The sequence below is a fragment of the Arthrobacter sp. YAF17 genome (assembly GCF_052113365.1).
Lineage (GTDB): Bacteria > Actinomycetota > Actinomycetes > Actinomycetales > Micrococcaceae > Arthrobacter.
Window position 1 is genome coordinate 83,920 of sequence record NZ_JBFRDB010000012.1, and the last position, 25,502, is coordinate 109,421.

General features: G+C 67.7%; 26 protein-coding genes. 13 read left to right on the forward strand and 13 right to left on the reverse strand.

The genetic code is table 11. From position 1 onward, the window contains the following. Window positions 1–4 precede the first annotated feature (4 nt). On the forward strand, window positions 5–988 hold the full coding sequence (locus AB4Y67_RS11660) for a sensor histidine kinase (RefSeq protein ID WP_441405937.1): 984 nt from the start codon (window positions 5–7) through the stop codon (window positions 986–988). A 108-nt stretch (window positions 989–1,096) separates the two neighbouring features. Here AB4Y67_RS11660 and AB4Y67_RS11665 read toward each other — a convergent pair whose 3' ends face one another. The 3 genes from AB4Y67_RS11665 to AB4Y67_RS11675 all read right to left on the reverse strand — a co-directional run bounded on the left by AB4Y67_RS11665 (window position 1,097) and on the right by AB4Y67_RS11675 (window position 4,696). Next, the gene (locus tag AB4Y67_RS11665) at window positions 1,097–2,422 is read right to left on the reverse strand and encodes an MFS transporter (RefSeq protein WP_441405938.1); all 1,326 of its coding nucleotides are present in this window, start codon (window positions 2,420–2,422) and stop codon (window positions 1,097–1,099) included. 105 nt (window positions 2,423–2,527) lie between these two features. Further along, window positions 2,528–3,256 carry a FadR/GntR family transcriptional regulator gene (locus AB4Y67_RS11670; protein ID WP_441405939.1) on the reverse strand — a complete coding sequence of 243 codons (729 nt, stop codon included), beginning with the start codon at window positions 3,254–3,256 and terminating at the stop codon, window positions 2,528–2,530. Window positions 3,257–3,337: 81 nt separating this feature from the next. Continuing rightward, the gene (locus AB4Y67_RS11675) at window positions 3,338–4,696 is read right to left on the reverse strand and encodes an NAD(P)H-dependent oxidoreductase (RefSeq protein WP_441405940.1); all 1,359 of its coding nucleotides are present in this window, start codon (window positions 4,694–4,696) and stop codon (window positions 3,338–3,340) included. Window positions 4,697–4,780: 84 nt separating this feature from the next. Here AB4Y67_RS11675 and AB4Y67_RS11680 point away from each other — a divergent pair, with 84 nt between their 5' ends. Next, window positions 4,781–4,960, forward strand: coding sequence for a VOC family protein (locus AB4Y67_RS11680; RefSeq protein WP_441405941.1), 180 nt, complete (start codon window positions 4,781–4,783; stop codon window positions 4,958–4,960). A 74-nt stretch (window positions 4,961–5,034) separates the two neighbouring features. After that, window positions 5,035–5,886 (forward strand): GPP34 family phosphoprotein, encoded by an 852-nt coding sequence (locus AB4Y67_RS11685; protein ID WP_441405942.1) that lies wholly within the window; start codon window positions 5,035–5,037, stop codon window positions 5,884–5,886. A 221-nt stretch (window positions 5,887–6,107) separates the two neighbouring features. Here the strand turns inward: AB4Y67_RS11685 and AB4Y67_RS11690 are convergent, their stop codons facing one another. Further along, window positions 6,108–6,311, reverse strand: a complete 204-nt coding sequence (locus AB4Y67_RS11690; protein ID WP_224047615.1) for a hypothetical protein — start codon at window positions 6,309–6,311, stop codon at window positions 6,108–6,110. Window positions 6,312–6,708: 397 nt separating this feature from the next. Here AB4Y67_RS11690 and AB4Y67_RS11695 point away from each other — a divergent pair, with 397 nt between their 5' ends. Further along, window positions 6,709–7,392, forward strand: a complete 684-nt coding sequence (locus tag AB4Y67_RS11695) for a hypothetical protein (RefSeq protein WP_441405943.1) — start codon at window positions 6,709–6,711, stop codon at window positions 7,390–7,392. A gap of 103 nt (window positions 7,393–7,495) precedes the next feature. Here the strand turns inward: AB4Y67_RS11695 and AB4Y67_RS11700 are convergent, their stop codons facing one another. The 3 genes from AB4Y67_RS11700 to AB4Y67_RS11710 all read right to left on the reverse strand — a co-directional run bounded on the left by AB4Y67_RS11700 (window position 7,496) and on the right by AB4Y67_RS11710 (window position 10,644). After that, on the reverse strand, window positions 7,496–8,410 hold the full coding sequence (locus tag AB4Y67_RS11700; protein WP_441405944.1) for an alpha/beta fold hydrolase: 915 nt from the start codon (window positions 8,408–8,410) through the stop codon (window positions 7,496–7,498). Window positions 8,411–8,542: 132 nt separating this feature from the next. Then, complete coding sequence (locus tag AB4Y67_RS11705) at window positions 8,543–9,838, reverse strand: cation:proton antiporter domain-containing protein (protein ID WP_441405945.1); 1,296 nt, start codon at window positions 9,836–9,838, stop codon at window positions 8,543–8,545. A gap of 233 nt (window positions 9,839–10,071) precedes the next feature. Beyond that, entirely contained in the window at window positions 10,072–10,644 is a 573-nt protein-coding gene (locus AB4Y67_RS11710) for an MOSC domain-containing protein (protein WP_441405946.1), read from the reverse strand. A 216-nt stretch (window positions 10,645–10,860) separates the two neighbouring features. On the opposite strand from AB4Y67_RS11710, the gene AB4Y67_RS11715 reads away from it, so the two are divergent. Then, window positions 10,861–11,241: a nuclear transport factor 2 family protein gene (locus AB4Y67_RS11715; RefSeq protein WP_441405947.1), complete on the forward strand. Its 381-nt coding sequence runs from the start codon at window positions 10,861–10,863 to the stop codon at window positions 11,239–11,241. Window positions 11,242–11,318: 77 nt separating this feature from the next. Further along, window positions 11,319–11,678 (forward strand): DUF6221 family protein, encoded by a 360-nt coding sequence (locus AB4Y67_RS11720; protein WP_441405948.1) that lies wholly within the window; start codon window positions 11,319–11,321, stop codon window positions 11,676–11,678. A 46-nt stretch (window positions 11,679–11,724) separates the two neighbouring features. Here the strand turns inward: AB4Y67_RS11720 and arfB are convergent, their stop codons facing one another. Further along, window positions 11,725–12,147 carry an alternative ribosome rescue aminoacyl-tRNA hydrolase ArfB gene (gene arfB / locus AB4Y67_RS11725; protein ID WP_441405949.1) on the reverse strand — a complete coding sequence of 141 codons (423 nt, stop codon included), beginning with the start codon at window positions 12,145–12,147 and terminating at the stop codon, window positions 11,725–11,727. A gap of 90 nt (window positions 12,148–12,237) precedes the next feature. Continuing rightward, entirely contained in the window at window positions 12,238–13,038 is an 801-nt protein-coding gene (locus AB4Y67_RS11730) for a DeoR/GlpR family DNA-binding transcription regulator (protein WP_441405996.1), read from the reverse strand. 170 nt (window positions 13,039–13,208) lie between these two features. Here AB4Y67_RS11730 and galT point away from each other — a divergent pair, with 170 nt between their 5' ends. Further along, window positions 13,209–14,363 carry a galactose-1-phosphate uridylyltransferase gene (gene galT / locus AB4Y67_RS11735; protein WP_441405950.1) on the forward strand — a complete coding sequence of 385 codons (1,155 nt, stop codon included), beginning with the start codon at window positions 13,209–13,211 and terminating at the stop codon, window positions 14,361–14,363. Beyond that, complete coding sequence (gene galK, locus AB4Y67_RS11740) at window positions 14,360–15,532, forward strand: galactokinase (RefSeq protein ID WP_441405951.1); 1,173 nt, start codon at window positions 14,360–14,362, stop codon at window positions 15,530–15,532. The genes galT and galK overlap by 4 nt, the downstream gene beginning before the upstream one ends. A gap of 175 nt (window positions 15,533–15,707) precedes the next feature. On the opposite strand, the gene AB4Y67_RS11745 is transcribed toward galK, so the two are convergent. Further along, complete coding sequence (locus tag AB4Y67_RS11745; RefSeq protein WP_441405997.1) at window positions 15,708–16,739, reverse strand: LacI family DNA-binding transcriptional regulator; 1,032 nt, start codon at window positions 16,737–16,739, stop codon at window positions 15,708–15,710. 206 nt (window positions 16,740–16,945) lie between these two features. On the opposite strand from AB4Y67_RS11745, the gene AB4Y67_RS11750 reads away from it, so the two are divergent. The 4 genes from AB4Y67_RS11750 to AB4Y67_RS11765 all read left to right on the forward strand — a co-directional run bounded on the left by AB4Y67_RS11750 (window position 16,946) and on the right by AB4Y67_RS11765 (window position 22,611). Beyond that, a complete protein-coding gene (locus AB4Y67_RS11750; protein WP_441405952.1) occupies window positions 16,946–17,902 on the forward strand; it encodes a carbohydrate ABC transporter permease in 957 nt (318 codons plus the stop codon). A 12-nt stretch (window positions 17,903–17,914) separates the two neighbouring features. Next, window positions 17,915–18,850, forward strand: a complete 936-nt coding sequence (locus AB4Y67_RS11755; RefSeq protein ID WP_441405953.1) for a carbohydrate ABC transporter permease — start codon at window positions 17,915–17,917, stop codon at window positions 18,848–18,850. A gap of 54 nt (window positions 18,851–18,904) precedes the next feature. Further along, the gene (locus AB4Y67_RS11760; protein WP_441405954.1) at window positions 18,905–20,242 is read left to right on the forward strand and encodes an ABC transporter substrate-binding protein; all 1,338 of its coding nucleotides are present in this window, start codon (window positions 18,905–18,907) and stop codon (window positions 20,240–20,242) included. 131 nt (window positions 20,243–20,373) lie between these two features. Beyond that, window positions 20,374–22,611, forward strand: a complete 2,238-nt coding sequence (locus tag AB4Y67_RS11765) for an alpha-galactosidase (protein ID WP_441405955.1) — start codon at window positions 20,374–20,376, stop codon at window positions 22,609–22,611. Between the two features lie 69 nt (window positions 22,612–22,680). Here the strand turns inward: AB4Y67_RS11765 and AB4Y67_RS11770 are convergent, their stop codons facing one another. The 3 genes from AB4Y67_RS11770 to AB4Y67_RS11780 form a co-directional block, all read right to left on the reverse strand. Then, window positions 22,681–23,028 (reverse strand): DUF202 domain-containing protein, encoded by a 348-nt coding sequence (locus tag AB4Y67_RS11770; RefSeq protein ID WP_441405956.1) that lies wholly within the window; start codon window positions 23,026–23,028, stop codon window positions 22,681–22,683. Between the two features lie 2 nt (window positions 23,029–23,030). Further along, window positions 23,031–23,546 carry a YidH family protein gene (locus AB4Y67_RS11775; protein WP_441405957.1) on the reverse strand — a complete coding sequence of 172 codons (516 nt, stop codon included), beginning with the start codon at window positions 23,544–23,546 and terminating at the stop codon, window positions 23,031–23,033. A 107-nt stretch (window positions 23,547–23,653) separates the two neighbouring features. Next, entirely contained in the window at window positions 23,654–24,259 is a 606-nt protein-coding gene (locus AB4Y67_RS11780; protein ID WP_441405958.1) for a TetR/AcrR family transcriptional regulator, read from the reverse strand. 84 nt (window positions 24,260–24,343) lie between these two features. Between AB4Y67_RS11780 and AB4Y67_RS11785 the strand changes: the two genes are divergently transcribed. Then, window positions 24,344–25,123 carry an SDR family NAD(P)-dependent oxidoreductase gene (locus tag AB4Y67_RS11785; protein ID WP_441405959.1) on the forward strand — a complete coding sequence of 260 codons (780 nt, stop codon included), beginning with the start codon at window positions 24,344–24,346 and terminating at the stop codon, window positions 25,121–25,123. Window positions 25,124–25,502: the final 379 nt, after the last annotated feature.

Consider the following 25,502-nt stretch of genomic DNA (forward strand, 5'->3'; position numbering starts at 1 on the left):
CCCGGTGACAGGCGAACCGGACCGCGACACACTTCGGCGGGCCTCGCTCAAAGTCGCTTTACGGACCAGTGCCGCCTGCGCGGTGCTTGTTCTTTGCCTCCTCGCCGCCGCCACCGCCTACCTGATGAACAAGCTGGCGCACCCCGACCTGCCTGGCTCCGTTGCGCACGGGGAGGCCTACACCTATCTCGATTCCAAAGACCTGATCGAAGCGATGATCATCGCAGGAGCGGCGGGAATCGTCCTGGCGGGTGCCGTCGGGTGGCTCAGCGCACGCAGCGCCATCCGGCCGCTAGGGGAAGCGCTTGCCCTGCAGCGGCGGTTCGTCCAGGATGCCAGCCATGAACTGCGCACGCCCTTGGCCATCCTGGACGCGCGCATCCAGCTCGCCCAGCGCGACGCCAACCCTGAATCCAAACCGGGCCGGGCCTTGGGCAAGATCCGGGAGGATGCGGCCACCCTGACCGGGATCGTCAACGAACTCCTGCTGGCGGCCACCGGAGCCGCGCCGGAGCCCGCCGCGGAGCCGGTGGAGCTCGCCGACGTCGCTGGGGCCGTCAGTGAAAGCCTGCAGGAACTTGCGGCGCGGCAGGAAGTCCGGCTGTCCTTCTCCGACGACGGCGGCCAGCCGCTGGCCCGCATCGACCGGAACTCCCTGCGGCGGGCGGTGCTCGCCCTGGCCGACAATGCCCTGGCCCACACGGGGTCCGGCGGGAGCATTATCATCAGGACAGGAACCGAAGGCAACCAGGCGGTTGTCTGTGTAGCGGACACCGGAACCGGAATCACGGACGTCGACCAGGCCCGGATCTTTGACCGCTTCGTCAGGACTGCCGGCCCGGACGGATCCGGGAGCCGGCGCAGTTTCGGCATCGGCCTGGCACTGGTCCGTGAAATCGCCACGGCCGCCGGCGGCTCTGTCGAGATTGACCGCACCGGACCAAGCGGTACGACGATGAAGCTCAGGCTTCCGCTGGCCCGGCGCTGAGAGCGGGCCGCGGTTCCTCACGTCGCTTGCGGCGCCGCGAAATTGACCCCGGACGCGGCTGTGGCCCGGGCGGGTGCCCGGGCCACAAACGGCGGATATCAGTGCGTGTTACTTGCCGGAGGCGACGAGCTGATCGACTTCCTGACGCTGGCGGGGTCCCCAGGTCTCCCGGGTTGCGATTGCCGCAATGAGGCCGATGGCGGCGCAGCCGATGTAGACGATGGAGACACCGGTCCATCCGAACGCTGCCGCTGTGGCCGCTGCGATGAGCGGGATGAAGCCGGAAAGGGCTGCCGAGAACTGGTAGCCGATGGATGCGCCGGACGTGCGGGTGTTGGCGTTGAACAGTTCGGAGAACCATGCCCCCTGTGAGCCGGCCAGCATGTCATGGAGGATGGGGAGGCCGATGATGTAGACGAGGACGACCAGGAACGGGACGGCCGTGTTGACCATCAGGAACATCGGGAAGGCGAAGAGGATCATGCCGGTGCAGCCGATCAGGTAGAGCTTGCGGCGCCCGATGCGGTCGGTGAGGCGGCCCCACAGGATGGTAGCCACAACGCCGATAGCGGCGGCGAGCACGAGTCCGGTCAGGCCGGTCTGGCGGTCGACGATCTTGTTCGAGGTGATGTAGGACAGCAGGTAGGTGACGATGATGTAGAAGCCGCCGGATTCGGCCAGGCGGAGCCCGATGACGCGCAGAATGGTGCGCCAGTCGTCCTTGATGACGGTCAGCAGGGGGTTCTTGACGAGTTCGCCGCGGGCCTTGGTTTCTTCGAACTCGGGCGATTCGCTGACCTTCAGGCGGATGATGATGCCGGCGATGATCAGGAGGGAGCTGGCCAGGAAGGGCACGCGCCAGGACCACTCGTTGTTCCAACCGGTGGTGGCCAGGAAGACGAGGTTGGCGAGCAGCAGGCCCAGCGGGACGCCGGCCTGGGGGATTCCGGTGTATTCGCCGCGCTTGCGCCACGGGGCGTGCTCGAAGGTCATCATGATGGCTCCGCCCCATTCGGCGCCGAATGCCAAGCCCTGGACGACGCGGATGCAGACGAGAAGGATGGGCGCGAGGACGCCGACCTGCTCGTAGGTTGGCAGGAGGCCGATCATGAAGGTGGAGGCGCCCATCACAAGAAGCGCGCCGACGAGGACAGGTTTGCGGCCGTACTTGTCGCCGAGGTAGCCGCCGATGAGTCCGCCGAGCGGCCGCATCGCGAATCCCACTGCCAAGGTGGCGAAGGCCAGCAGGGTTGCGGAGAGGGGATCGCTGCCGGGGAAGAACGCGGTACCGAAGTACAGGGCGGCTGCCGTTCCGTAGGCCAGGAAGTCGTAGTTCTCGATGGTGGTGCCGACGGCGCTGCCGATGGCGACCTTCTTTTTGTCGGGTGAACCGTGCTCAGCCTGCTGAGCCTTGGATTGCATAAGAGCGCTCATCTGCGTTCATATCTCCTTCGATATGGAACAGGGACTTTCCCTGCCCCGCGTTGCCGCAGGCGTTGCACTTGGGTGATTCCGGAGTCCGGCGTCACCGAGGTGGGTTCAGGCCTCGACGTTTTTTCCAATGTTGTAGAAGCTGCGGATGTGGTCGCCCACGGCCTGCCTCGCTTCCGTCGGTTCCCTGCGCTGGAGGGCGTCCAGGATGTGACGGTGTTCGCGGCGCACCACGGGGGCCGTTTCTTTCCAGTCTTCGAGCCGGGCGTAGGCCTCGATCATTTGCCGGTTGATGGCGACTCTCAGCGAACCCATCAGGTGGGATGCGAGTGAGTTGCCGGTGGATTCGGCGATCCGGACGTGGAACGCGGCGTCCAGCTTGTTGAACTCGGCCGTGGTGATGTTCGGGTCGTCCATCCGGTCCAGGATCAGGCCCAGTTCCCGGTGGTCCTGCTCGGTTGCCCGTACCGCGGCTTCCTCACAGCACCAGGTCTCGAGTGCAATGCGGGTTTCGAGAACCTCTGTTTGCTCGAACTGGCCGAGGGCCAGCTGAAGCTTGAGCAGGTTCACGAACCCCGATCCGGGCTCGCCCACCAGGACTGCGCCTCCTTCGACGCCGCCGCCGGGACGAATGTCCACGATGCCCAGGGCTTCAAGTACACGGAGTGATTCCCTGAGCGAGGGCCGGGAGACACCCAGCAGGGCGGAGAGGTCCCGCTCGCTGGGCAATTTGTCTCCGGCTTTGAGCCGTCCATCCAGGATCCGGTCCTCGATCTGGGCCATAACCTGTTCGTAGGTGCGAACCCTTTGTACCGGTTCCCATGCTTCTGCCGTCATGCCGACCACCTCATTGATTTCCTGCCGCCGGCACGCCGCCGGCGGCACTCCTATCCTAGTTTGTCGGCCTGATGGTCAGACCTAGCTGGGCAGCAGCATTTCGGCGCGGAATTCGCTCTCCAGCTGCCGCCGGATCTGTACAGCCAGGAGAGTCTCGTCGGCGTCGACGTCGTCCCAGGAAACTGTGCCGTCCTTGGGAACGTCGCGCTTGAGCTTCATCCCATGCGCCAGGCCCAGCGGGAGGGCGTTGCGTTCCAGCGAGATCTTCGCCGGAGCCAGCTTGCCGAAGGCGGTGTAGCCGCCCTCGCCGTCGAGCGTTTCGCCGGCCTTGAGGTCCTTCTTGGCCGTGGTCATGACGTCGCCGCGGAAGCCGGTCGGGGTTCCGGTGGCTTCGCCCCGGAGCACTGCAGAGGCGATGCTGACGCCGAGCTCCAGCCCGATCATGTGGTACGGCCGGTACAGGGAGCCGTAGCGTCCGGTGGAATCGGTCTTGACCCCGTACTCGGCAAAGCACTGCACCGCGTAGTCGGTCTTGGCCTCGAACGTGACGTAGACGCCCCAGCGGAGATCCCGCTCCACTTCGGTGCCGTCCCGGTTGAGGCTGGACGCGATCTCCACGGTGCCGCGCCGGGTGAGGATGCCGCCGACGGACTTCTCCCGGTAGACGTGGGGGAGGTCGTCGACTCCGGCGGGAGGGAAGAACAGGCCTTCGTCCTGCGGGATCAGGCCTGTCCCGTTGGCGACGGCCGCCATCTCGATGGCGGACTTGGTGCCGTCCAGGAACGAGTTGAACATCTTCGGGTTGAAGTCGCCCGAGGCCAGCTGCTCGTCGCTGAAGCCGTAGTAGTTCCACACGGTGTCCGGCGTGGAGTAGTTGTACTCGGGGAGGTATTTTGTGCCCTTGCCGGCAGCGACAATGTCGAATCCGACGGTCCGGCACCAGTCGACCATTTCGCAGATCAGCGCGGGCTGGTCGCCGTAGGCCATGGAGTACACGACGCCGGCAGCCTCGGCGCGGCGCTGAAGAATCGGGCCGACCATGCAGTCGGCTTCAACGTTGACCATGATGATGTGCTTGCCGTTGTCGATGCTCTGCACGGCGTGGGCGGTGCCCACGATCGGGTTACCCGTGACCTCCAGGATGACCTCGACCTGGGGGAGCTGGATCAGGTCGGATGAGCTGTCCGTGATGAACGTTGTGCCGTTGCGAAGGGCCTCCGCGAAGTTCTTCGCTGCGTAGCGCTCGGCCGGCCAGCCGGTCCGCTGCATGGCGCCCCGGGCTTTCGGTACGTCGATGTCGGCAACGCCGACGACGTGGATCCCTTCGGAGTTCAAAGCCTGCGTCAGGAACATGGATGCGAACTTTCCCGCGCCGATGACGCCGACGCGGATGGGACCCTGCTGGGCGGTGCGTTTCTGCATCAAGGAATACAGGTTCATGGGGCTACTCCTTTGTAGGAAACTAAAGTTTGAGACCTTGGCCAGCTGGTCTGACCATCTGATGTTTATACTTTCACATGTGACTTGAGTCATGTCAAGAAGTGGCCGTTTCGTGACGATTCCGTCTGTGCGCGAGCTCCAGGGGAGCTGAAGGCCAAAGGCGCGGAATTCTTTGCCGAGGCAGACGAGGAAACAGCGGGGCCGGCGAGCTTCATCGTCCTGGACCCGGATGGCAACCCGGTGCTCGTCGACCAGCACGTCTGATCCGGGGGTCATGCCGGCGTATGCGCCGGAAAATCTTCATTGTGGTGGCTGGCCAACTGCGCCACCATGATCGTATGGATGCTGAAAAACCTAAAGCGGCGGAACTGAGCCTTCCGCAGGCTTTCCTGTTGTTGGCGACGAACGACAAAGACGGCAAACCTGAAGTGCCGGTGTTCGCACTCAGGACGACTTTGGCAGGGGCAATCCTGGCCGAATTGGACCTGCTTGGTGCCATCGGGCTGGACGGGAAGCACGTCAAGGCTACGGGTGCAGCCCCGCAAACGGACTTCCAGCACGAACTGGAGCTCATCCGTGGCAAATCCCGGCCCCACACGCCCAAGCAGTGGGTTTCCATGCTGGAAGGCCGGGCCCAAGTGCAGCGTGTCTACGAAGGGATGGCGTCGCGGGGAATCGTGGAACATGTCGGCGAAAAACACCTGGGCATCTTCAAGTCCATGCGGTACCCGGAGAAGGACCACAGCCCCGAAGCTGCGCTCCTGGACAGGATCCAGGCGGCACTGAACGGTGCCCCGGCCGAATCCGCGAAGCCTAAGGCCGAGCCCGATGCCAGTGCGTCTGATGGGGCGACTGAATCCACGGCGGCCGCCGTCGAGCCAGATACAACGTCGGCTTCCACGGAGCCCGACGCCGGGCACGGCACCAAGCCCGATACGACGTCGGCTTCAACGGAGTCCGACGCCGGGCACGGCACCAAGCCAGATGCTCCGCCTGGTTCCAAGGAAACCGACGCCAGGATCACGGCGCTGATCGCCCTGCTTCACGCTGCGGGGCTGTTCGGCAAGCTCTTCCCGGCAGCGGATAGGGGCCGGGCAAGCGAGCTGGCGAAGGACTATTGGCCTTCCCGGGCGGTGGAGGACGAACTTCTGTTGGTCAGGCTGGCGCAGGAAGAAGCCGCAACCTTGTGACGCCGGCGGCTAGGAACGGTCTTCGTTGGCCATGCGCGCTACGTGGAGGGTGACGTACACGAGCAGCTTGTGTCTTCAATGGTGCAGATCGCCTGAGGCCGGATCAGAGGAGGGCTAGTTCGGCGAAAGTCGGCGGTCCGCTTCCCGGTGACCTTCGGCCGAAACGGGACGACGACGGCGGGAGACTCCCGCCGTCGTCGTGGTGTTGCGTGTGGGTAGTGCTAGAGGTTGACCGTCTCGAGGTTGGCTTCGCCGTGGTTCAGGCTGAGCGTAAACGTGCTGGGGCCGCTGGCGTGGACCGCGATGTTGCTCTTCGGGGTGTTGTGCCGGACCGAGAGATCGTGGATGAGGGCGTCGAGCTCGTGGTGCATCGTGGAGCGGTCCCAGAGCTTGTGGGTGACAGAGGTGGCAGTTTCAAACGTCATTGTTCAGTGCTTCCATTCGTGAATCCGGGTGTCCGGCTGCCGCACCGATGCGGAGCCGCCGTAGGGCCAAACCGGGAACGCTCCGGGACCGTTGGCGGCTCTGCGAGCTCACCGGTTTGGCCTCATTGCGTCCACCAGGATGGGTAAAACTGTTGCCGCCGGCCCTCTGATCCGCTGCGTGCGCGGGGCGTCGAAGGGGCCGTGGGCTGCTGCGGCGGGACTCTGACGTCCCTGCCGTGCCTTTCCATAGTGCACAGCGCGGCGCGATCGGCTCAAGCCGAATTGGCATTTATTGCCCGTGAGACTCGTCACAGGCGTTGGGGGATCGCAGCGTCCCCGCCCTCCCGGTTATGGTGTTGGAGCCGCGCAAGAGCCCAAGGGAACCTGAAGGAGCACGTTGTCCGCCGAAATGTCCGCTGCCCTCGCCGGGCTGGTCCTGATCGCCGTCGAGGTCATCCGGTCAGTACCCGCACTCCTGCGCGTGCAGCGCACCGGGACCAGCGACGGCGTCAGTGGCCTGAGCCTGGGCGTTCTGGCCGGCACGGGACTCGGCTGGCTGGCGCTGGCTGTGCTGGTCCAGAGTTGGTGGGTGCTGGCGGCCAACATCCTGTGGATCGTCATCCACGCCTTCCTGTGCCGGGAGGTCGCCAGGACCGACGCCCGGAAGAACCGCGAAATTATCCTGGCCGGCACCGGTTCGGCGGTAGCCCTCGTGCTTGCAACGGCCGGAGCCCGGTTCTTTTTGCCGGTTGAGGACGCCCTGGGTTTCATGCTGGGTCTATCGACTCTTTTCTACGCCGTCCCGGCGGCCTACGAAGGCCTGGTCAGCGCGTCAACCCGCGGACTGAGCCTGCTGTCCCTCGGCGTGAACACCGTGGAAGGGACCATCTATTTCCTGGCCGGAACCGCCGTCCTCACGATCGCCGAGGCGGGGGACCCTGTGTTCGGCTTCGCTTTCTTCGGGGCAGTCAGCATCGCCTCCAACGGCGTGCGGTTCGTGCGCGTCGCCTACCGGCGGGTCAAGGGCCTCGACTTGCCTCTGCCACCGGCGGCCGCGCCGGTCGCCGAGTCCCGGCCGTAGCGCCCCGGACGGACGGGGGAGCACGACGACGGGAGGCCCCCGCCGTCGTGCGCCTGGTTACCGGACTGGTCGTGATGGCGGCAGTGCCCGTCGCTGACGCGCCTCACGGTGACCGCAGGTCATCGAGCAGCTGTTGCACGTGGTGCGGCTGCTCGATGTTCGCGAAGTGGCCGCAGCGGGGGATCGTCACCATCCGGACGTGCGGGACCACATCGGCCAGCCGGGCCAGATCGGAGGGAGGCGTGAACACGTCGCTGTCCCCGCGGGTCGCCAGCACCGGGCAGAGGATCCCGCGCCACGGAGCAAAATCGTAGTGCGCCGCGGCCTCGGCAGCAGCGCAGAAGCCTGCGGGCCGGGCATTGCGGCCAAGGCCGCGGATCACGCTTTTGGAAAGGGCTGCGGGGTTCGCGAAGAACGGGGACAACAGCAGTCCCATCGCAGGCGTGGCACGGACTGCGCGGACCAGCGCCGACCCTGCCGGGCCGAGGGCCGTCACGGAACGCATGAGCAGCAGCATGCCGGCGAACGCCGGGAATCCGGACAGGCCGCGCAGCGGCCGACGGGCTGCTTCGGCCACGCCGAAGGTCGTAGCAGAGATGGCGGCTACGCTGGCGGTCCGCTCCGGCGACGTCGCGGCAATGTGCAACGCCAGGAACCCTCCCATGGAGTGGCCCACCAGGTTCCACCGCAGGTAACCGAGCGAGTCCAGCACGCCGGTGACAACGCTGGCCATCGCCTCGATGCTGAAGTGTTCGAGCCGCGCGCCCTTCGTGGATTCGCCCCAGCCCGGCAGATCAATCAGCACCCGCGTCCGGGTCTGCGCGCCGGCAAGCAGCGGGACGAAGTCAGCCCAGGATCCCGCGGCGCCGTGAAGGTAGACGTCGGGTGTGCCGGATGCGGGAGGCAGGCCTCCGGTGCCCTGCTGGACACGCACTGTGCAGGGACCCAATTCCGTGGGCAGGACATACCGCTGCAGGGCGGGCGCCACGTTCGGGCCGGTGCCCGGCTGAAGTCTCATCGTCACCCTCCGTTCGTGGTTTCCACACCTGATTCGGAGCCGCCGGCGTTCCGGACCGGTGTATCGCTGACCGCCTGGTGCCTGCGTTGGTGATGAATCCTGAACCAGCGGCACCGGCGGGTCCAGGGCACCCTAGGGGCGGGTGCGCTTCAGCCTGAGTTGCGCAGCCGGCGTGTGTTTGCGGCTCAGTCCCCGGGCGGGAGCGGGAGCCACCGGCACCGGTCCGCCAGGTTCCGGGCCCGCCGCGGCAGCGGCCCGCCCGTAGCGGGCGGCCAGCGGCGTGGCGCTGAAGCCATGGGCCACGACGCTGAGCAGGACGGTGGCCGATATGACGGCCACTGCCTCGTCGGACGCGGGCCCCAGGGTTTCCAGCGCCAGCAGCGCGAAGACGAGCGAAGCCAGGCCGCGCGGGCCGAACCACCCCACGAACAGGACGGTCTTCCGGTCGAGTCCTGCACCGATCGAGGCCAGTGCCACCGGCAGCATGCGCACCAGCGTGAGGCTGAGAATGGCGTATACGAGAGTCAGCGGGACGAAGTTCTCCACCATCGTCGGAACTGCGATGGCTCYGAACGCCAGCCACACGAGCAGGGACACCAGGCCGCCCATCTGCTCGACGAAGACCAGTTCCGCCGGCCCCCGCTGGCCGGCGCACGTGYCGAACGCCAGCCCGCCGCAGAACGCGGCGACGAACCCGTTGCCGCCAGCGGCGAGGGCGGCGGAGTAGGCGAGCAGGCTCAGGGCAAGGACCCCGATGCCGGCGAAGTCCTCACCGGCGGTCCCGCGCCGGCGGGCCGCCCGCAGCAGCCACCCGCCCAGGGCCCCGGCTCCCGCGCCGACGCCGGCACCGATGAGCAGCTCGACGGCGGCGCTGCCGGGACCGTGGGCGCTCTCCAGACCCGCCGCGGCGGCCGCGCCGGCAATCGCGACCATTACAACCGGGGTGGCGATGCCGTCGTTGAGGCCGCTCTCGACAGTGATCAGCTGACGGATCCGCGACGGCACCGCCGGATTCGTCACCACCGGGATCCCCAGCGCGGCGTCGGTGGGGGCCAGCGCCGCGCCGACGAGGAGGGCAAGCCACAACCCGAACGGAGGGAAGAACCATAGGGCCAGGGCCCACCCGAACACGATCGTCAGGGGCAGGCCCACCCCCAGCAGCCGCACATAGCGGCCCACATCCCGGCGCAGCTGCTGGAGGGGCAGGCGGGCGGCGTCGGAGAAGAGCACCCACACCAAGGTGACCTCGACCATCGGGGTGAGGCCAGCCGGTGGTGCGGCGCCGTCGACCAGCCCGGACAAGGCCAGTCCTGCGCCGAAAGCTGTAAACACAACGGGGGCAGTCAGGTCCGCCCGCTGTAGCCGCGCCGAAACCAGGGCCCAGGCGAACAGGGCCGCGGTGATGAGGACGATAGCCGTCAGCTCCATGACGGATCGGCGCCCGCTTCCGCGGTCTCCACTTCAAATGCGCCGGAACCGGCCATACTCAAATTTTAGGCGGGATGGGCCAGCCGGCGCCCCGGTCCAAAGTCCCCTTGATGGCCGGGAATGGCCGGGAGTGGCCGGGCGCGCGCCGGACTCGCCGGAAACCTGCGAGATCGCCGGAAGCCTACGGCGAAATGGCAGCTTTCCGGCGAAATCGGCGCTGGGCGGGTGCGGCGCTAAGGCAGCCGTGACGGCCGCAGCAGGCTGGGCGTCCCGGCGCGCGCGGGATCCAGCTCCACGGGGCTGACCAGCACGGCCGGACCCTGGTGCAGTGTGCCGTCGGAGAGCGGCTGGCAGCGCACCCCTCCCCGGCCACGCATGGCGGCGTGCGCGCCCGGGGCCAGCATCTGGTCCATCCAGGCGCAAGGGTGGGCCGGCCGTCCGGCCTTGAATCGCACCAGTTCCCCGCGCGATTCCAGCGCAAAGTCCCCGCCAATGAGGGGAGCCAGCTGGGCACCCCTGATGACCACGTTGCGTCGGGTCAGCAGCGGATCAAACGGTGCGGAGCCCAGCTCGGCGGCCATCTCCTCGAGGGCCTCGACGGCGATCAGGGTGACGGCCGCGTCCATGTGCGCGGCCTTGCCGAAGAACCGGTCGCCGACGATGCCCTTTCCGGCCACCAGCTCCACCCGGTCCGCGTCCGTCGTGGGGACGTCGGCTGCACCCTCGCGGGAGCGGCCGAAGTAGGCGTGGGCGGGCGACACGAGGAGGTGGAGGATCTCGACGTCGTACCTGTAGTTTGCCGTCATGTCCCCAAACTATCCTCCAAACCGGGGGAACCACAGGCGAAAACGGGCGACGGCGGACGAGATACGCGGATGCTGTGGCGGAAACCGGTGAGCGGGAGCAAAATGCAAGGAGCGTGAGAATCGGACCAGGCCGAGAGACCCGAGCGTGGCCTCGCTCCTCCGGAACCCGCGCCACGATGCAGCCAGTAGATGGTTCCTAGCGATGAGGTGAAGGCCATGGATGAATCCAATGCCAACGAGAACGTGGTCAACAGGCTGGTGTCCTGCATCAACGACCGTCGTGTCGAGCTCATGGACGAGCTCTTTCACGACGACGCCGTCATGCACTGGCCGCAATCCGGGGAACTCGTGCGCGGCGCGGAGAACCGGCGGGGAATCTACAACGCCTTCCCGCAACTGCCCACCATCACGCCCCGCAAACTGGTCAGCAGCGGGGACCTGGTGGTCCTGGAGGCGTCACTAGACTACGGCGGCCCGGCGTATGCAACGGTCTTTATCTTCGAATTCCGGGACGGCAAGATCGCCACGGAAACGGCGTACTGGAGTGAGGCCTTCGAGGCGCCGGCCTGGCGCGCCCAGTGGGTTGAAAAGGCCTAGCGGGGAAACCGCGGAGCGGCCTGCTCCCGTGGCGAACGTCTTCTGACGGGCGGAGTGCGGATGCAATGATGGTCGCCATGAACATTGTCGAGTTTCTGGAAGCGCGCATCGCGGAAGAAGAAGCAGCGATCCGGGACGGCATGTTCGTCGTCGGCACGTCCGAACTCCCAGAAGACGGAAGCGACGGCAAGGCGTCACTCGGTGAGCGGATGCAGGAAGAGTGCGCAGAGAAGAGGGCCATCATCGCCAGCTGGAAGGAAGCTGCCGAAGGCGAGGGAATTGAAGATCCCGGGGATGCTGAAGGGACCGTTGCCATTGCCCGCCGGGCAATGCTGACGATTCTTGCCGGGTCCTATCGTGACCATCCGGACTACGACCCCGGCTGGTCGCCCGAGCTGCCCAACGATGTGTCGGCTGAGGTACGCGCCGAACCCTGAGGCGGGGTGCCCGGGCGGGCGCTTGCCAATCTGGTCTTGCCGGGCGCTATTCGGCGGACGGCCGCTTGCGCTGCATTTTTGTAGCCGCCCGCTGTCCCTTTGCCGCGAGGCGGCGCTGGTTCGAGCCCCGGGTGGGTTTGGTCGCCCGCCGACGGGCGGCTTCGGGAGCGAGGCCCTCCGCCACAAGATTGGCAAGCTTGGCCAGGGCCAGCTCGCGATTGCGCAGCTGGGAGCGCCGTTCGGAGGCGGTCACGGTGATCACCCCGGCGACGAGGCGTCGTTCAAGGCGCGTGACCAGCCGCAGCCGTTGTCCATCCGAAAGTACTGCCGAGTCGGCGACATTCCAGGAGAGTTCAACGCGGCTGTCGGAGGTGTTGACGTGCTGGCCGCCGGGCCCCGACGAGCGCGAGAACCGCCAGCCGAGTTCCGACGCGGGAATCGTGAGCGCGGGCGACACCTCCAGATCCATGCCACTAGCGTTGCACGGTTTGGGTGGATCAAGGTCCCGGAGCGGCGAGCTGCCGCGCCGCAGCCGTCCGGCGTCGGCTGTCTGCCGGGTCTACCCCGCCTCGGCCGCGCGGGCCGCGGCGCCGACGGGCGCCAGCCGCAACCTGCCCACCCGCTCAGCCAGGATCCGCCGCGCCTCCCCGGGGAGGCCCTCGTCGCTGATGAGCTCGTCTGCCTCCTCCAGGCCGGCGATGGTGCTGATGCCGAAGGTGCCCCACTTCGTATGGTCGGCCAGGACCACTACCCGGCGGGCCGCGGCCACGAAGGCCCGGTCCGTCTCGGCTTCCAACACATTGGGCGTTGTGAAGCCGGCGTCGGCATCCACGCCGTGGACGCCCAGGAACAGCACGTCCAGGTGCAGCTGCTTGAGGGCCGACGTGGCCAGCGGACCCACCAGGGCATCCGAGGGCGTGCGCTCGCCGCCCGTCAGGATCACCGTGGACGGGGACGGGCTCTGGTGGAAGACGTCGGCCACGCGCACCGAGTTGGTAACCACGGTGATCCGGGGACCGGTGGACAGCAGCTGCGCCAGCGCCCACGTGGTGGTGCCAGCGCTGAGGCCCACCGCCATACCCTCGCGCACCTGGGCCGCGGCCTCATGCGCGATCGCCATCTTTTCTTCMTGCAGCTGAGTCGCCTTCAGCTCGAACCCCGGCTCGTGGGTACTGACCGCGCCGGGCAGCTTTGCCCCGCCGTGGATCTTCTCCACGGCGCCCGCAGCGTCCAGGGCGTCGATGTCCCGGCGGACGGTCATAAGGGATACGCCCAGCATCCGGGCGAGGTCCGCGACGCGGACAATCCGCTCGCGCTGGACCTCCGCGAGGATGGCGGAGTGGCGGGCTGCGGCGAGCATTCTGCGTCCTTCGTAGGGGTGCTGGCGGGGGATCCGGCGGGAGCTGGCGGCTTGGGCCACCGGGGCTTCCTCCAGCACAGCGTACCGCCAGCACCCACTAATCGCACACACTTTCTGCTTTGTTTTGTGCTCTATTGTTTGAAAATGTTTTCTCATGTACAACTGAAACCATGACGCGAACCACCATGACCCGCCTGGCCGACGGCCGGGAGATCCTCTACTTTGACGACGCCGGGTCCGCCGAGCGGCCCGCCGCCTCCCTCGTGGACCACCGCGAGCTGCCCGCCCGCCCGGAACCGGGCCAGCTGCGCTTCGATGCCCTCAGCGGCGAATGGGTGGCCGTCGCCGCTCACCGGCAGTCGCGCACGCACCTGCCGCCGGCGGACCAGTGCCCCATCTGCCCGACGACGCCGGCCAACCGGACCGAGATTCCGGCGCCGGACTATGACGTCGCCGTCTTTGAGAACCGCTTCCCCTCCCTGGGCCCGGCCACGCACGATGTCCCGCCGGCGCCGGGCTGGGGGACCGCCGCACCCGCCGTCGGCCGCTGCGAGGTGGTGGCCTTCACGCCGCAGCACGCCGGGTCCTTCGCCGAGCTGGGCTGGCAGCGCACCCGCACGGTGATCGACGCCTGGGCCCACCGCACGGAGGCGCTCAGCGCGCTGCCCGGCATCCAGCAGGTCTTCCCGTTCGAAAACCGCGGTGCCGAAATCGGCGTCACCCTGCACCACCCGCACGGGCAGATCTACGCGTACCCCTACGTCACGCCCCGCGCCGCGGTCCTGGCTGCCGCGGCCGGCGAATACGCCGCCACGTCCGGCGGCGGGGAGACGCTTACGTCCTCCCTGCTGCGGGCCGAACGCAATGACGGCAGCCGCATGGTGCTCGAGGGCGAACACTTCAGTGCCTACGTTCCCTTCGCAGCGCGCTGGCCGCTCGAAGTCCATCTGGTCCCGCACCGCCAAGTACCGGATCTCGCCGCCCTGAACGGCGCAGAGCGCGACGAGTTGGCCGGGCTGTACCCGGAACTCTTGAAGCGTTTCGACGCCCTCTACCCGACGCCAACCCCGTACATCGCGGCCTGGCACCAGGCCCCGCTGGAGCCTGCCCTGCGCCGGGACGGCCATCTGCACCTGCAGCTGACCTCGCCCCGCCGCGCCGCGGACAAGCTCAAGTATCTCGCCGGCTCCGAAGCCGCCATGGGAGCCTTCATTAACGACACCACCCCGGAATCCGTCGCCGCCCGGCTGCGGGAGGTGGCCGGCGAAGCGCCAGCCGGCTCCGCCCCGCTCACCACAGTGACCCCGGAAGGCGCGCCCGCATGAACACCACCACACGCGCGGACGCCGGGACCGGTGCCCTGGCAGACCGGTTCGAGGCCTCGTTCGGCGCAGCCCCGCACGGCGTCTGGGCCGCCCCCGGCCGGGTGAACCTGATCGGCGAGCACACCGACTACAACGAGGGTTTCGTCCTGCCCTTCGCGATCGACAAGCGGGCCAGGACCGCCGTCCGGCTCCGCGGCGACAGCAGCGTCCGGCTGCTGTCCACCTTTGGCGGCCAGGGGCTTGTCGAAGCCGACGCCGACGGCCTGGCGCCGGGCACCGTCAAAGGCTGGGTCAAGTACCCGCTCGGAGTGGTGTGGGCCCTGCAGCAGCGTGGCATCGACGTCCCCGGTTTCGACCTCCTCCTCGATTCCGACGTCCCGCTCGGGGCGGGGTTGTCCTCCTCGCACGCGATCGAGTGCGCCGTCGTCCTGGCCCTGAACGAGCTCACCGGCGCCGGGCTCACCGCGGAGGAAATGGTCATGCTCACCCACCATGCCGAAAACGCCTTTGTCGGTGCGCCCACCGGCATCATGGACCAGTCGGCGTCGCTGCGCGGGGCCAGCGGGCATGCGGTGTTCCTCGACTGCCGGGACCAGTCCGTGGAACTCGTTCCGTTCCGGGCGCAGGACGCCGGGCTCGTCCTGCTGGTGGTCGACACGAAGGTGGCGCATTCCCACGCCGACGGCGGTTACGCCTCCCGCCGCGCGTCCTGCGAGCTTGGCGCCGAGGTCCTGGGCGTCAAAGCCCTGAGGGACGTTACCGTCGCCGACCTCGAGGAGGCCGGCGGTCTGCTCGATCCGGTCACGTTCCGGCGGGTCCGGCACGTCGTCACCGAAAACGCCCGCGTGCTGCGGGCTGTGGACACCCTCCGGTCCCACGGCCCGGCCCGCATCGGCCACCTCCTCGATGCCAGCCATGCCTCCATGCGGGACGACTTCGAGATCTCCTGCCCGGAGCTCGACCTTGCCGTGGACACGGCCCGCGGCCACGGCGCCATCGGTGCGCGCATGACCGGCGGCGGCTTCGGCGGATCGGCCATCGCCTTGACTCCGGTGCGGGACGAGCGGCAGGTCCGCGACGCCGTCGTGCGCGCCTTCGCGGAAGCCGGATTCACAGCACCGGACATCTTCACTGTCACGCCGGCCGCCGGAGCAGAGCGACTGTCCTGACGTCGATTGCTCCCCACCGTCCCCCTTGCCGCGCAAGCTCGGCCAGGGAACCCTGCCGGCGTGGGCCCAACCGGCCCTTCTCGCCTCGCAAGCTCGGCCAGGGAACCCTGCCGGCGTGGGCCCAACCGGCCCATTAGGCCCCTCAAAAGGGCGGTAATGGAGCAGTAGATGGGGTTTAAGCGGGGCAGCCGCAGGACTGCCGGATCCGCAGTTCCGTGGGGAAGGTGCGGTGCTCCGCCGGTTCGCCGCGGCGCGCGCCGAGGAGTGCCCCGACGGCGGCTTCCGCCATCACCCGGACCGGCTGCTCCACGGTCGTCAGGGCGGGCCAGCTGTATTCGGCCTCGGCAGAGCCGTCGAAGGAAGTCAGGGCGATATCGCCCGGCACGCTCAGTCCGGCTTCGTGGATGGCGCGCAGGATGCCGATCGCCTGCATGTCCGAGCTGGCGAAGACGGCCGTGGGCCGGTCCGCCGAGGCAAGCAGCCTGCGGCCCACGGTGTACCCGCCTTCCCGGCTGAACGGTCCGCGGACAATAGGCCCCTCCGGCAGCCCTGCCGCCGCAAGCGCCTGCAGCCAGCCCTCTTCACGGAGGTCGTAATCGTGGCCCGTGTTGGTGCCCATGGCGAGGGCGATGCTGGTGTGCCCGTGCCCGATCAGGTGATCCACCGCTATCCGCGCCCCGGCCGCCAGATCCACGCCCACGCTGTTGAATCCGGGTGACTTGCCGCCATGGTTCAGGAGCACTGCGGGAATCTCGGCCGACTCGAGGGCCGCGAGGTCGGGTTCAAACAGCACGCTGGCGAGCACCACCCCGTCCACCTGGCGCGAGGCGAGGTTCCGGATGTTCCGGCGCTCCTTGGAGAGGTTGCCGTCGGAGTTGGTCAGCAGCAGGGCGTAGCCCAGCTCGGCCGCGGCGTCCTCGACGGCATGGGCCAGAAGCGAAAAGAACGGGTTCGTGTTGTCCGGGATGACCAGGCCAATGGTCTCACTGGAGCCCAGCTTGAGCGCGCGGGCGGCCGCGTTGGGCCGGTAGCCCAGAATGCGGATGGCATCCTGGACCTTCGCCTCGGTGGCCGGGGCCACCTTCTTCGGGCCGCCGTTGACGACATAGCTGACGACGGCGGTGCTGACCCCGGCGTAGCGGGCGACGTCCTTGCGGGTCACTGGGCCGCGGGGGGTGTGTACTGCCGAAGTCGTCATGGAGTCCATGCTAGCCACAGGGCCAATCGCTCACGGGTGCCTCTCGAGATGGACATTTCAGACAGTGTCCCATTGCTATCTACTCGAGTCAATCGTTACTGGCGGGTACAAGAAAACTGCGGTGAATGCTGGAAATATCTCTTGCCAGCCAAAATCTACTCGTGTAGATTCTGTTCCAGCTGTTACCCACATCACACCACCAGGAAGAGTCAACGATGACTACCATCACCAAACTTCCGGATCCCGTGGCTGGCGGATCCAAACCTCCGCACCGCGGGAACACCCTCCGGGCCGGCCGGGGACGCCGCCTGGGCGACCTCCGGATCGCCCTGCTGTTCATCCTCCCGGCCATGGTCGGCTTCGTCGCCTTCTTCCTGGTTCCCACGATCCGCGGCGTCTACCTCAGCTTCACCGAATACAGCGTCCTGGGGGATCCCACCTGGATCGGCACCCGGAACTACACCGCGATCTTCGCGGACGAGCTGTTCTGGAACGCCATGGCCGTCACCCTCCAGTACGTCGGCCTGAACATCGGTTTTCAGACTGTCATCGCCCTCGGGCTGGCGCTGCTGATGCACCGGGTGGCGAAATCCACGCTCATCCGCGGCGCCCTGCTGCTGCCGTTCCTCGTCGCCAACGTGATCGTGGCGCTCCTGTGGTTCTGGATGCTCGACTACCAGATCGGGATCGTCAACGAGATCATCAACTGGTTCGGCCTGCCCCGCATCGCCTTCTTCGGCAGCGAACAGTGGGCCATCCCCACCATCGCCGGCGTCAACGTCTGGCGGCACATGGGCTACACGGCACTGCTGATCTTCGCCGGGCTGCAGTCCATCCCCAGCCACGTCTACGAGGTAGCGTCCCTCGACGGCGCATCCCCCACCCGGACCTTCTGGAGCATCACCATGCCGCTCCTGCGCCCCGTGCTGGTGCTGGTCCTCGTGGTCACCGTGATCGGGTCCTTCCAGGTGTTCGACACCGTGGCCGTCACCACCGGCGGCGGACCCATCAACGCCTCCCGCGTCATCCAGATGTACATCTACCAGAAGGCCTTCGGTGAATCCGACTTCGGCTACGCCTCGGCCCTGTCCGTCATTCTCTTCGTCATTCTCGCCCTCGTGGCCTTCATCCAGATGAAGTTCCTCAAGGGCAACGAATCGGATCTGGACTAAGGAACCCCAGCCATGACAACCTCCGCCCTTTCCCGCAAGACATCCGCCAGAACCGCACACCGGAAGCCCGGGAAGCCGTTCAACTGGCGCCGCGCCGGCGCCTGGACCCTCGTCGTCGTCGCCGTCGTCGTGACCATCGCGCCGTTCCTCTGGATGCTCCGCACCGCGCTCTCCAGCAACGCTTCCCTCGCCTCCAACGCCAGCAACCTGCTGCCGGCCGACTTCAGCCTCGGCGCCTTCAAACGGGTCCTCGGCCTGCAGACCCCCGAGGAGGCCATCGCCGAGGGCGGCTCAGGCGCCGCCATCAACTTCTGGCTGTACCTGCGGAACTCCATCATCTTCGCCACGGTCACCACCGCCGGGCAAGTTTTCTTCAGCGCGATGGCCGCCTACGCCTTCTCCCGGCTCCGCTGGCCCGGACGGAACGTGGTCTTCGGCCTGTTCCTCGCCACCATGATGGTCCCGCCGATCTTCACCGCCCTGCCCAACTTCCTCATGATCAAGAACCTGGGGCTGCTCAACACGTTTGCCGGTCTGGCCCTGCCCTTCCTGTTCATGACCCCCTTCGCCATCTTCTTCCTGCGCCAGTTCTTCCTCTCCATGTCCCGCGAAGTGGAGGAAGCCGCCATGCTCGACGGCGCCAAGCACATCCGGATCTTCTTTCAGATCGTGCTGCCCAACGCAGCCGCCCCGCTGGCCACCCTGGCCCTGCTGACGTTCATCGGCCAATGGAACGAATACTTCTGGCCGCTGCTGGTGGGCCAGGACGAAAGCGTCCGGGTCCTCACCGTGGGCCTGGGTGTCTTCAAATCGCAGTCCCCGCAGGGCGCCCCCGACTGGTCCGGCCTGATGGCCGCCACCCTGATCGCCGCACTGCCCGTCCTCCTGCTCTTCATCGCCTTCGGCAAGCGGGTGGTCAACTCCATCGGCTTCTCCGGCATCAAGTAACCCGAACGCACCCCCGCTTACATGTCCACACCGCACATCCCTGAAAGGTCCACCATGAAGAAGACCCTCGGCGCCGTCGCTGCCGCCGCAGCCATCGCCCTCTCCCTGTCCGCCTGCGGAGGGTCCGCCCCCTCCGCCGAAGCCAAGGGTGAAATCAACTACTGGCTCTGGGACGCGAACCAGCTCCCCGCCTACCAGCAGTGCGCCGACGATTTCACCAAGGCCAACCCGGACATCAAGGTCAAGATCACCCAGCGCGGCTGGGACGACTACTGGACCACGCTGACCAACGGCTTCGTGGCCGGCACGGCCCCGGACGTCTTCACCAACCACCTCTCCAAGTACCCCGAGTACGCGGCGAAGAAGCAGCTGCTCTCCCTGGACGACGCCGTCGCGAAGGACGGCATCAAGCTGGAGAGCTACACCAAGGGCCTCCCCGAACTGTGGGTCGGCCAGGACGGCAAGCGCTACGGCCTGCCCAAGGACTGGGACACCGTGGGCCTCTTCTACAACAAGGCCATGGCCGACTCCGCGGGTCTCACGGCCGACAAGATGGCCAACCTGGACTGGAACCCGCAGGACGGCGGCAGCTACGAGAAAGCGATCGCGCACCTCACCGTGGACAAGAACGGCGTGCGCGGCGACGAGGCCGGCTTCGACAAGAACAACGTCGCGGTCTACGGCCTCGGCCTCGCGGGCGGCGGCTCCGGCCAGGGCCAGACCGAGTGGAGCTTCCTGACCGCCACCACCGGCTGGACCCACACGGACAAGAACCCGTGGGGCACCGAGTTCAACTACGACGATCCCCGCTTCCAGGAAACGATTGCGTGGTGGGCCGGCCTGATCGACAAGGGCTACATGCCCAAGCTGGAAACCACCGTGGGCGCCAGCCTCGCCGACAACTTCGGCGCCGGCAAGGCCGCCATCAACACCACCGGCGACTGGCTGATCGGGCAGTACCAGAGCTACAAGGGCGTGGAAACCGCGTTCGCGCCCACCCCCAAGGGCCCCGAGGGCAAGCGCGCCAGCATGTTCAACGGCCTGGCCGACTCGGTCTGGGCGGGCACCAAGAACCCCGCCGCCTCGGTCAAGTGGGTCGAATACCTCGGCTCCACCGCCTGCCAGGACGTCGTCGCCAAGAAGGCCGTCGTCTTCCCGGCCATCACCAGCTCCTCCGAGATCGCCGCCAAGGCCTTCGCGGACAAGGGCACGGACGTTTCCGCCTTCACCACCCACGTCAAGGACGGCACCACGTTCCTCTTCCCCATCGCGGACAAGGCAGCCAAGGTGGACGGCATCATGAAGCCGGCCATGGACGCGGTCCTCGCGGGCAAGAAGCCGGCCAGCTCACTCACCGAAGCCAACAACCAGGTCAACGCCCTCTTCAAGTAGGGCCCCGCCGCCCCGGATGCCGCCGCTACCTCCTCGCGGCGGCGGCATCCGGTTTCCCCTTTGCTTCACAAACTCCTGACCCGCGTTTCCGCCTCCCCGGACGCGCCCCGAACCACCGAAAGAGACCTGCCATGGATCCCCTGTACCTCCGCTCCGCCAGCACCAGCCTGGTGATCAGCTTCGACAGCGGAGAGGCCGAGGTCATCCACTGGGGTGCCGATCTGGGCGCCGCCCTTCCCGATCTGGCCATCCTCGGAGCGCCCGTCCCGCATTCCGCCGTCGACGCCGCCGTCCCCGCCGGGCTCCTCCCGCAGGCCTCCTCCAGCTGGCGCGGCCGCCCGGCCCTGCGCGGCCACCGGATCGCCGACGGCGTCCCCGGCTACGACTTCTCCGTCCGGCTCCGCGTGGCGGAGGTGACGGCCGGCGCCGTCGGGAACGCCGCGGTGATTGTCCAGGACGACGCCGACGCCGGGATCCGCGTGTCGTCCGCGTTGGCCCTGCACGACGGCGGCCTGCTGGAACTGCGGCACACCGTCACCAACACCGGGACCTCGCCGTACCAGCTCGACGAACTGGCCACGGTGCTCCCGGTGGCGCCGGACGCCGTCGAACTCCTGGACCTGACCGGCCGCTGGTGCCGGGAACGCCACCCGCAGCGCCGAGCCATCGAGCAGGGCACCTGGGTGCGCACCGGCCGGCACGGCCGCACTGGCCACGACTCCTCGCTCCTCTTCGCCGCCGGAACCGCCGGCTTCGGCAACCGCCACGGCAAGGTCTGGGCCACCCACCTGGCCTGGAGCGGCAACCACGAACAGTTCGCGGACAGCGCCGCGGACGGCAGGACCATGATCGGCGGCTCCGAACTGCTGGGCCCGGCCGAGGTGATCCTGGCCCCCGGCGGCAGCTACACGACGCCCGCCCTGTTCGCCGCCTACTCGGACCGCGGCCTGGAYGGCATCAGCGAATCCTTCTACGCCTGGTTCAGGAACCGGCCGCACCACGTGTTGCCCTCCGCGGCTGCCGCCGGACACCGCGCCGGCGCCGGGAAGCCCCGTCCGGTGGTGCTGAACACCTGGGAGGCCGTGTATTTCGACCACAATCTCACCACCCTGATCGAACTCGCGGACTCCGCCGCGGAGCTCGGCGTCGAGCGGTTCGTGCTCGACGACGGCTGGTTCCGAGGCCGCCGCGACGACCACGCCGGCCTCGGCGACTGGTACGTGGACGAGGCCCTCTGGCCGTCCGGCCTCACCCCGCTGATCGACGCCGTCACGTCCCGCGGGATGGAATTCGGGCTGTGGGTGGAGCCGGAGATGGTCAACCTGGACTCCGACGTCGTCCAGGCGCACCCGGAGTGGATCGCAGGGCCCTCGGTGCAGAGTTACAAGGATGGCGGACGGCTGCCGCTGGAATGGCGCCACCAGCACATCATTGACCTCGTCAACCCGGACGCCTGGCAGTACATCTACGACCGCGTGGATGCGCTCCTGCGCGAGAACAACATCAGCTACCTCAAGTGGGACCAGAACCGGGACCTGCTGGAGCACGGCCACGCCGGCCGCGCCTCGGTGCACGAACAGACCCTCGCCGCCTACCGGCTCTTCGACGCGCTCAAAGCCGCGCACCCCGGCGTCGAGATTGAAAGCTGCTCCTCCGGCGGCGCCCGGGTGGACCTCGGCATCCTGGAGCGGACGGACCGGATCTGGGCCTCGGACTGCAACGACGCCCTGGAACGGCAGACCATCCAGCGCTGGACCGGGCTGGTGGTCCCGCCGGAGCTGGTGGGCGGGCACGTCGGCCCCACCACCTCGCACACCACCGCCCGCACGCACGACCTGTCCTTCCGCGCCATCACCGCCCTGTTCGGGCACTTCGGGATGGAATGGGACGTCCGGCAGGTCGACGGCGTGCAGCGCGAGGAGCTCAAGCGGTTCATCGGCATCTACAAGGAGCACCGCGGCCTGATCCACTCGGGCCGGATGGTCCGCGCCGACCTGCCGGATGACTCCCTGATGCTGCACGGCGTGGTGGCAGGCCCGGCCGGTTCAGCCGGCGGTCCCGCGGGCGACATCGCGGTGAAGGGTTCGACGGCGGCGCTGTTCACCCTGGTCAGCACCGGCACGTCACCCGCTGAGCAGCCCGGCCGGATTGCCATCCCCGGCCTCGCCGCCGACGTGGACTACCGGGTGGAAGCGGTCTTCCCGGTTCCGGGCGACGCCGACTACGCCCGCACGTTCACACAGGTCCAGCCCCCGGCCTGGCTCGAGTCCGGGGCCACGGCGAGCGGCCGCTTCCTGGCCGAGGTGGGCCTGCCCATGCCGGTGCTCAACCCGGAGCACGCCCTGCTCCTGCAGGTCACCACCGCCTAGCCCACCATCGACTGCTCCACAACTGCCCTTTAGACCCCTCAAAACCGCAGTTGTGGAGCAGCCGATCCGTTAGTGCTGCAGCGGCAGGTACAGCACCGTGTAGATTCCCAGTGCGGCGAGGGCCACGACGCTGCCGGCAATGGCTGCCGTCGCCCTGACGTTCGCGGTCATCGCCGCTCCGCCGATGCCGCTGGCGGCGCGGCGGTAGCGGCGTCGCTGCGTGAGTGCGATGCCCAGGGCGACCAGCAGTGATGCCGCCACAAGGGTGCCCACAAACCAGCCGTGGTGGGGCATCCAGCGCAGGAAAATGCAGGCCGCCGTGATCAGCGTGAAGGAGGTCCGCCGCCAGGCGAGGTCCGTGCGCTCGGGCTGGAGCCCGGGGTCGTTGTGCACCGCCGCCGGTCTGGCTTTCGCCACGGCTACGCCCGCCCGATCACGAAAACGATCAGTACGGCTGCGACGATCGCCCCTCCGATTGCCAGGACCGGGGCGAGCACGGGAGCCGGCAGCGGAGCCTGGAGCCGCATGGCACGCTCCACGTTGAGCCAGCGGAAGAACGAGCCGCCGCCGGTCACCAGCCCCAGCAGGAGCAACAGCACGGCGACGGTCTTCCTCAGTTGCGGGTCAAACAGCTCCGAGGCGAAGGCCTCGACGGCGATGCCGCTGGCCACGAGCGCCAGTGAGGTCCGGATCCAGGCCAGGAATGTGCGCTCGTTGGCAAGGGTGAACCGGGGGTCCGGGTCGGTCCCGCCACCCAGGGATCGGGCCAGGAATCCGCGGCGGTTCCCGACCGACCCCGGGTCCTCCCCGACCGACCCCGCCGCGGTGCCGTTGGCGGCCGGGGTCAGGCCGCCCCGTGCCCCGCCTGTCTTCACGCGATCGGGGGCCTCGTGGCCGGCGTGTGACGTGTCGGGTGTCTCGTCGTGTGCAGTCATGGTGCTCTCAGGATGCCACCCCGCGGAATGATTCCGCATCGCAGCGTCCATGCCACGGCTGGCGCAGGCCACGCTTCGCGGCGAAAACCGCGCCGCTGGTCCGGGCGTTAGATCCCCGGAATGCGCAGCACGTCCACGGCAGCCAGCAGATAGGGCACCGGGTCGGGGTCCGTGCCCGCAGCCCACTGCATCCAGGCCTCGAAAGTCGCGGCCAGGTACGCCGCACACAAGTAGCCTGCGGCGTCCTCGCGAATCCCGTGGTCCAGAAGGTACTGCCGGGCCCGGTCGCGCTGGGGCGCCAAGGAACTGTAGCTCCGGCTGGCCAGTTCGGGATGATGCGCGATCAGGCGCAGGCGCCCCCGCGACACCGCAAGGTCGGGAATGACCGCCACTCCGGCGATCGCGGCGGCCCGCAATCCTGCCATGACGTCGCCGTCGGCCGAGCGCCGGACACGCGCCTCCTCGAGGACCAGCCCGGAGGCCCGGACAGCAGGTTCCATGCCGCCCCAGATGAGGTCGGCTTTGCTGGAGAAGTACCGGTACAGGCTCTTGCGCCCAATCCCGGCTTCGCGCGCGATGTCCTCCATCGAGGTTTGTTCGTAGCCGTTCTCGGCGAAGAGCCGCAGCGCGAGGCCGGCGATGGCATCCGGGTCGATGGTCGCCGGACGCCCGGACGAACGCGTGCTGGCTGGTCTGGAGTCTTGCGCGGGCATTCCACCAGTATTCACCCTTTCATAATGACACAGGGTGTCATAAAGTAGAAAGCGACAGTATTTCGAAACGTTCGGAAGGGCATCATGGGCAACGACGCATCATGGCAGGAAACCACCACCGCGGGCCGTTTCGCCGGCAAAACGGTCATCGTTACGGGCGCCGGTTCGGGCATCGGCCTGGCCACGGCCCTGCGCGTAGCCAAGGAGGGCGGCAAGGTCATCGCGGCCGACATTAGCTCCGAGCGGCTGGACGCACTGGTAGCCGGAAACGGCGGCCTGGACCTGGTCCCCGTGGCCGGCGACATTTCCACCGAAGAAGCCGTCGCCGCCGTCGTTGCCGCCGCCGGCGGGCGGGTCGACGCGCTGGCGAATGTCGCGGGCATCATGGACCACTTCGCCCCGATCCACGAAGTCGACGACGACACCTGGGACCGGGTCTTCCGGATCAATGTCACCGCCCTGATGCGCCTGACCCGTGCCGTGGTGCCGCTCATGCTCGAGGCGGGTTCCGGTTCGGTGGTCAACGTCGCCTCCGAGGCGGGGTTGCGCGGTTCCGCTGCCGGGGCCGCGTACACCGCGTCCAAGCACGCCGTCGTCGGCCTGACCCGGAACTCCTCGGTGATGTACGGGCCGAAGGGTCTGCGTTTCAATGCCGTGGCACCGGGCGCCACCATCACCAACATCGAGGCCACCTGGGGTTCCCAGCTGGCCGTGGAACGGCTCGGCCCGCTGATGGGTGCGAACATCCCCGCCCCCGCCACGGCGGCGCAGCTCGCCGCCTCCATCACCTTCCTGCTCAGCGACGACGGCACCAACGTCAACGGGGCAATCCTTGCCTCCGATGGCGGCTGGTCGGCGGTCTAACGGCATCCAAGAAGGACCGGAGCGGACGACGGCGGAAACCGTCCCGGTGGCTGCGCCGCTAATGCCACTACGCGGCTCTGGATGTGCCAGCGGATTGCATGTTCCAGCTGAACCGCCGTTCCTTTTATGCATCTAATTACCGTTTCCATGGCGTGCTTGAAGAAGCTTTCCGGCCGGAGCAATGCGCACCACTCTTTGCGGAAGTGAGCAGATCTCCTTTTCTATATTTGGGTAGTTCTTCTGTCTTTTCCTGGCAGAGAAGGAACTGTTATGGAATCCTCGATATGGCCCCCAGATGTCAGCGGCACTGCACTCAGAATCCCGATTCCCCCTGTACGCGCGGCCTCCGGCGGGTCTGCTTTGGCTGGCGTGCGCTGGC

Excerpts from the sequence above, each read along its gene's own strand:
- AB4Y67_RS11700 (WP_441405944.1), bottom strand. The coding sequence starts at position 8,410 with ATGAGACTTCAGCCGGGCACCGGCCCGAACGTGGCGCCCGCCCTGCAG.
- AB4Y67_RS11760 (WP_441405954.1), top strand. The coding sequence starts at position 18,905 with ATGAAGAAGACCCTCGGCGCCGTCGCTGCCGCCGCAGCCATCGCCCTC.
- AB4Y67_RS11710 (WP_441405946.1), bottom strand. The coding sequence starts at position 10,644 with ATGACGGCAAACTACAGGTACGACGTCGAGATCCTCCACCTCCTCGTG.
- AB4Y67_RS11690 (WP_224047615.1), bottom strand. The coding sequence starts at position 6,311 with ATGACGTTTGAAACTGCCACCTCTGTCACCCACAAGCTCTGGGACCGC.
- galT (WP_441405950.1), top strand. The coding sequence starts at position 13,209 with ATGACGCGAACCACCATGACCCGCCTGGCCGACGGCCGGGAGATCCTC.
- AB4Y67_RS11780 (WP_441405958.1), bottom strand. The coding sequence starts at position 24,259 with ATGCCCGCGCAAGACTCCAGACCAGCCAGCACGCGTTCGTCCGGGCGT.
- AB4Y67_RS11715 (WP_441405947.1), top strand. The coding sequence starts at position 10,861 with ATGGATGAATCCAATGCCAACGAGAACGTGGTCAACAGGCTGGTGTCC.
- AB4Y67_RS11750 (WP_441405952.1), top strand. The coding sequence starts at position 16,946 with ATGACTACCATCACCAAACTTCCGGATCCCGTGGCTGGCGGATCCAAA.
- AB4Y67_RS11785 (WP_441405959.1), top strand. The coding sequence starts at position 24,344 with ATGGGCAACGACGCATCATGGCAGGAAACCACCACCGCGGGCCGTTTC.
- AB4Y67_RS11775 (WP_441405957.1), bottom strand. The coding sequence starts at position 23,546 with ATGACTGCACACGACGAGACACCCGACACGTCACACGCCGGCCACGAG.
- AB4Y67_RS11665 (WP_441405938.1), bottom strand. The coding sequence starts at position 2,422 with ATGAGCGCTCTTATGCAATCCAAGGCTCAGCAGGCTGAGCACGGTTCA.
- AB4Y67_RS11675 (WP_441405940.1), bottom strand. The coding sequence starts at position 4,696 with ATGAACCTGTATTCCTTGATGCAGAAACGCACCGCCCAGCAGGGTCCC.
- AB4Y67_RS11685 (WP_441405942.1), top strand. The coding sequence starts at position 5,035 with ATGGATGCTGAAAAACCTAAAGCGGCGGAACTGAGCCTTCCGCAGGCT.
- AB4Y67_RS11670 (WP_441405939.1), bottom strand. The coding sequence starts at position 3,256 with ATGACGGCAGAAGCATGGGAACCGGTACAAAGGGTTCGCACCTACGAA.
- arfB (WP_441405949.1), bottom strand. The coding sequence starts at position 12,147 with ATGGATCTGGAGGTGTCGCCCGCGCTCACGATTCCCGCGTCGGAACTC.
- AB4Y67_RS11745 (WP_441405997.1), bottom strand. The coding sequence starts at position 16,739 with ATGGACTCCATGACGACTTCGGCAGTACACACCCCCCGCGGCCCAGTG.
- galK (WP_441405951.1), top strand. The coding sequence starts at position 14,360 with ATGAACACCACCACACGCGCGGACGCCGGGACCGGTGCCCTGGCAGAC.
- AB4Y67_RS11720 (WP_441405948.1), top strand. The coding sequence starts at position 11,319 with ATGAACATTGTCGAGTTTCTGGAAGCGCGCATCGCGGAAGAAGAAGCA.
- AB4Y67_RS11755 (WP_441405953.1), top strand. The coding sequence starts at position 17,915 with ATGACAACCTCCGCCCTTTCCCGCAAGACATCCGCCAGAACCGCACAC.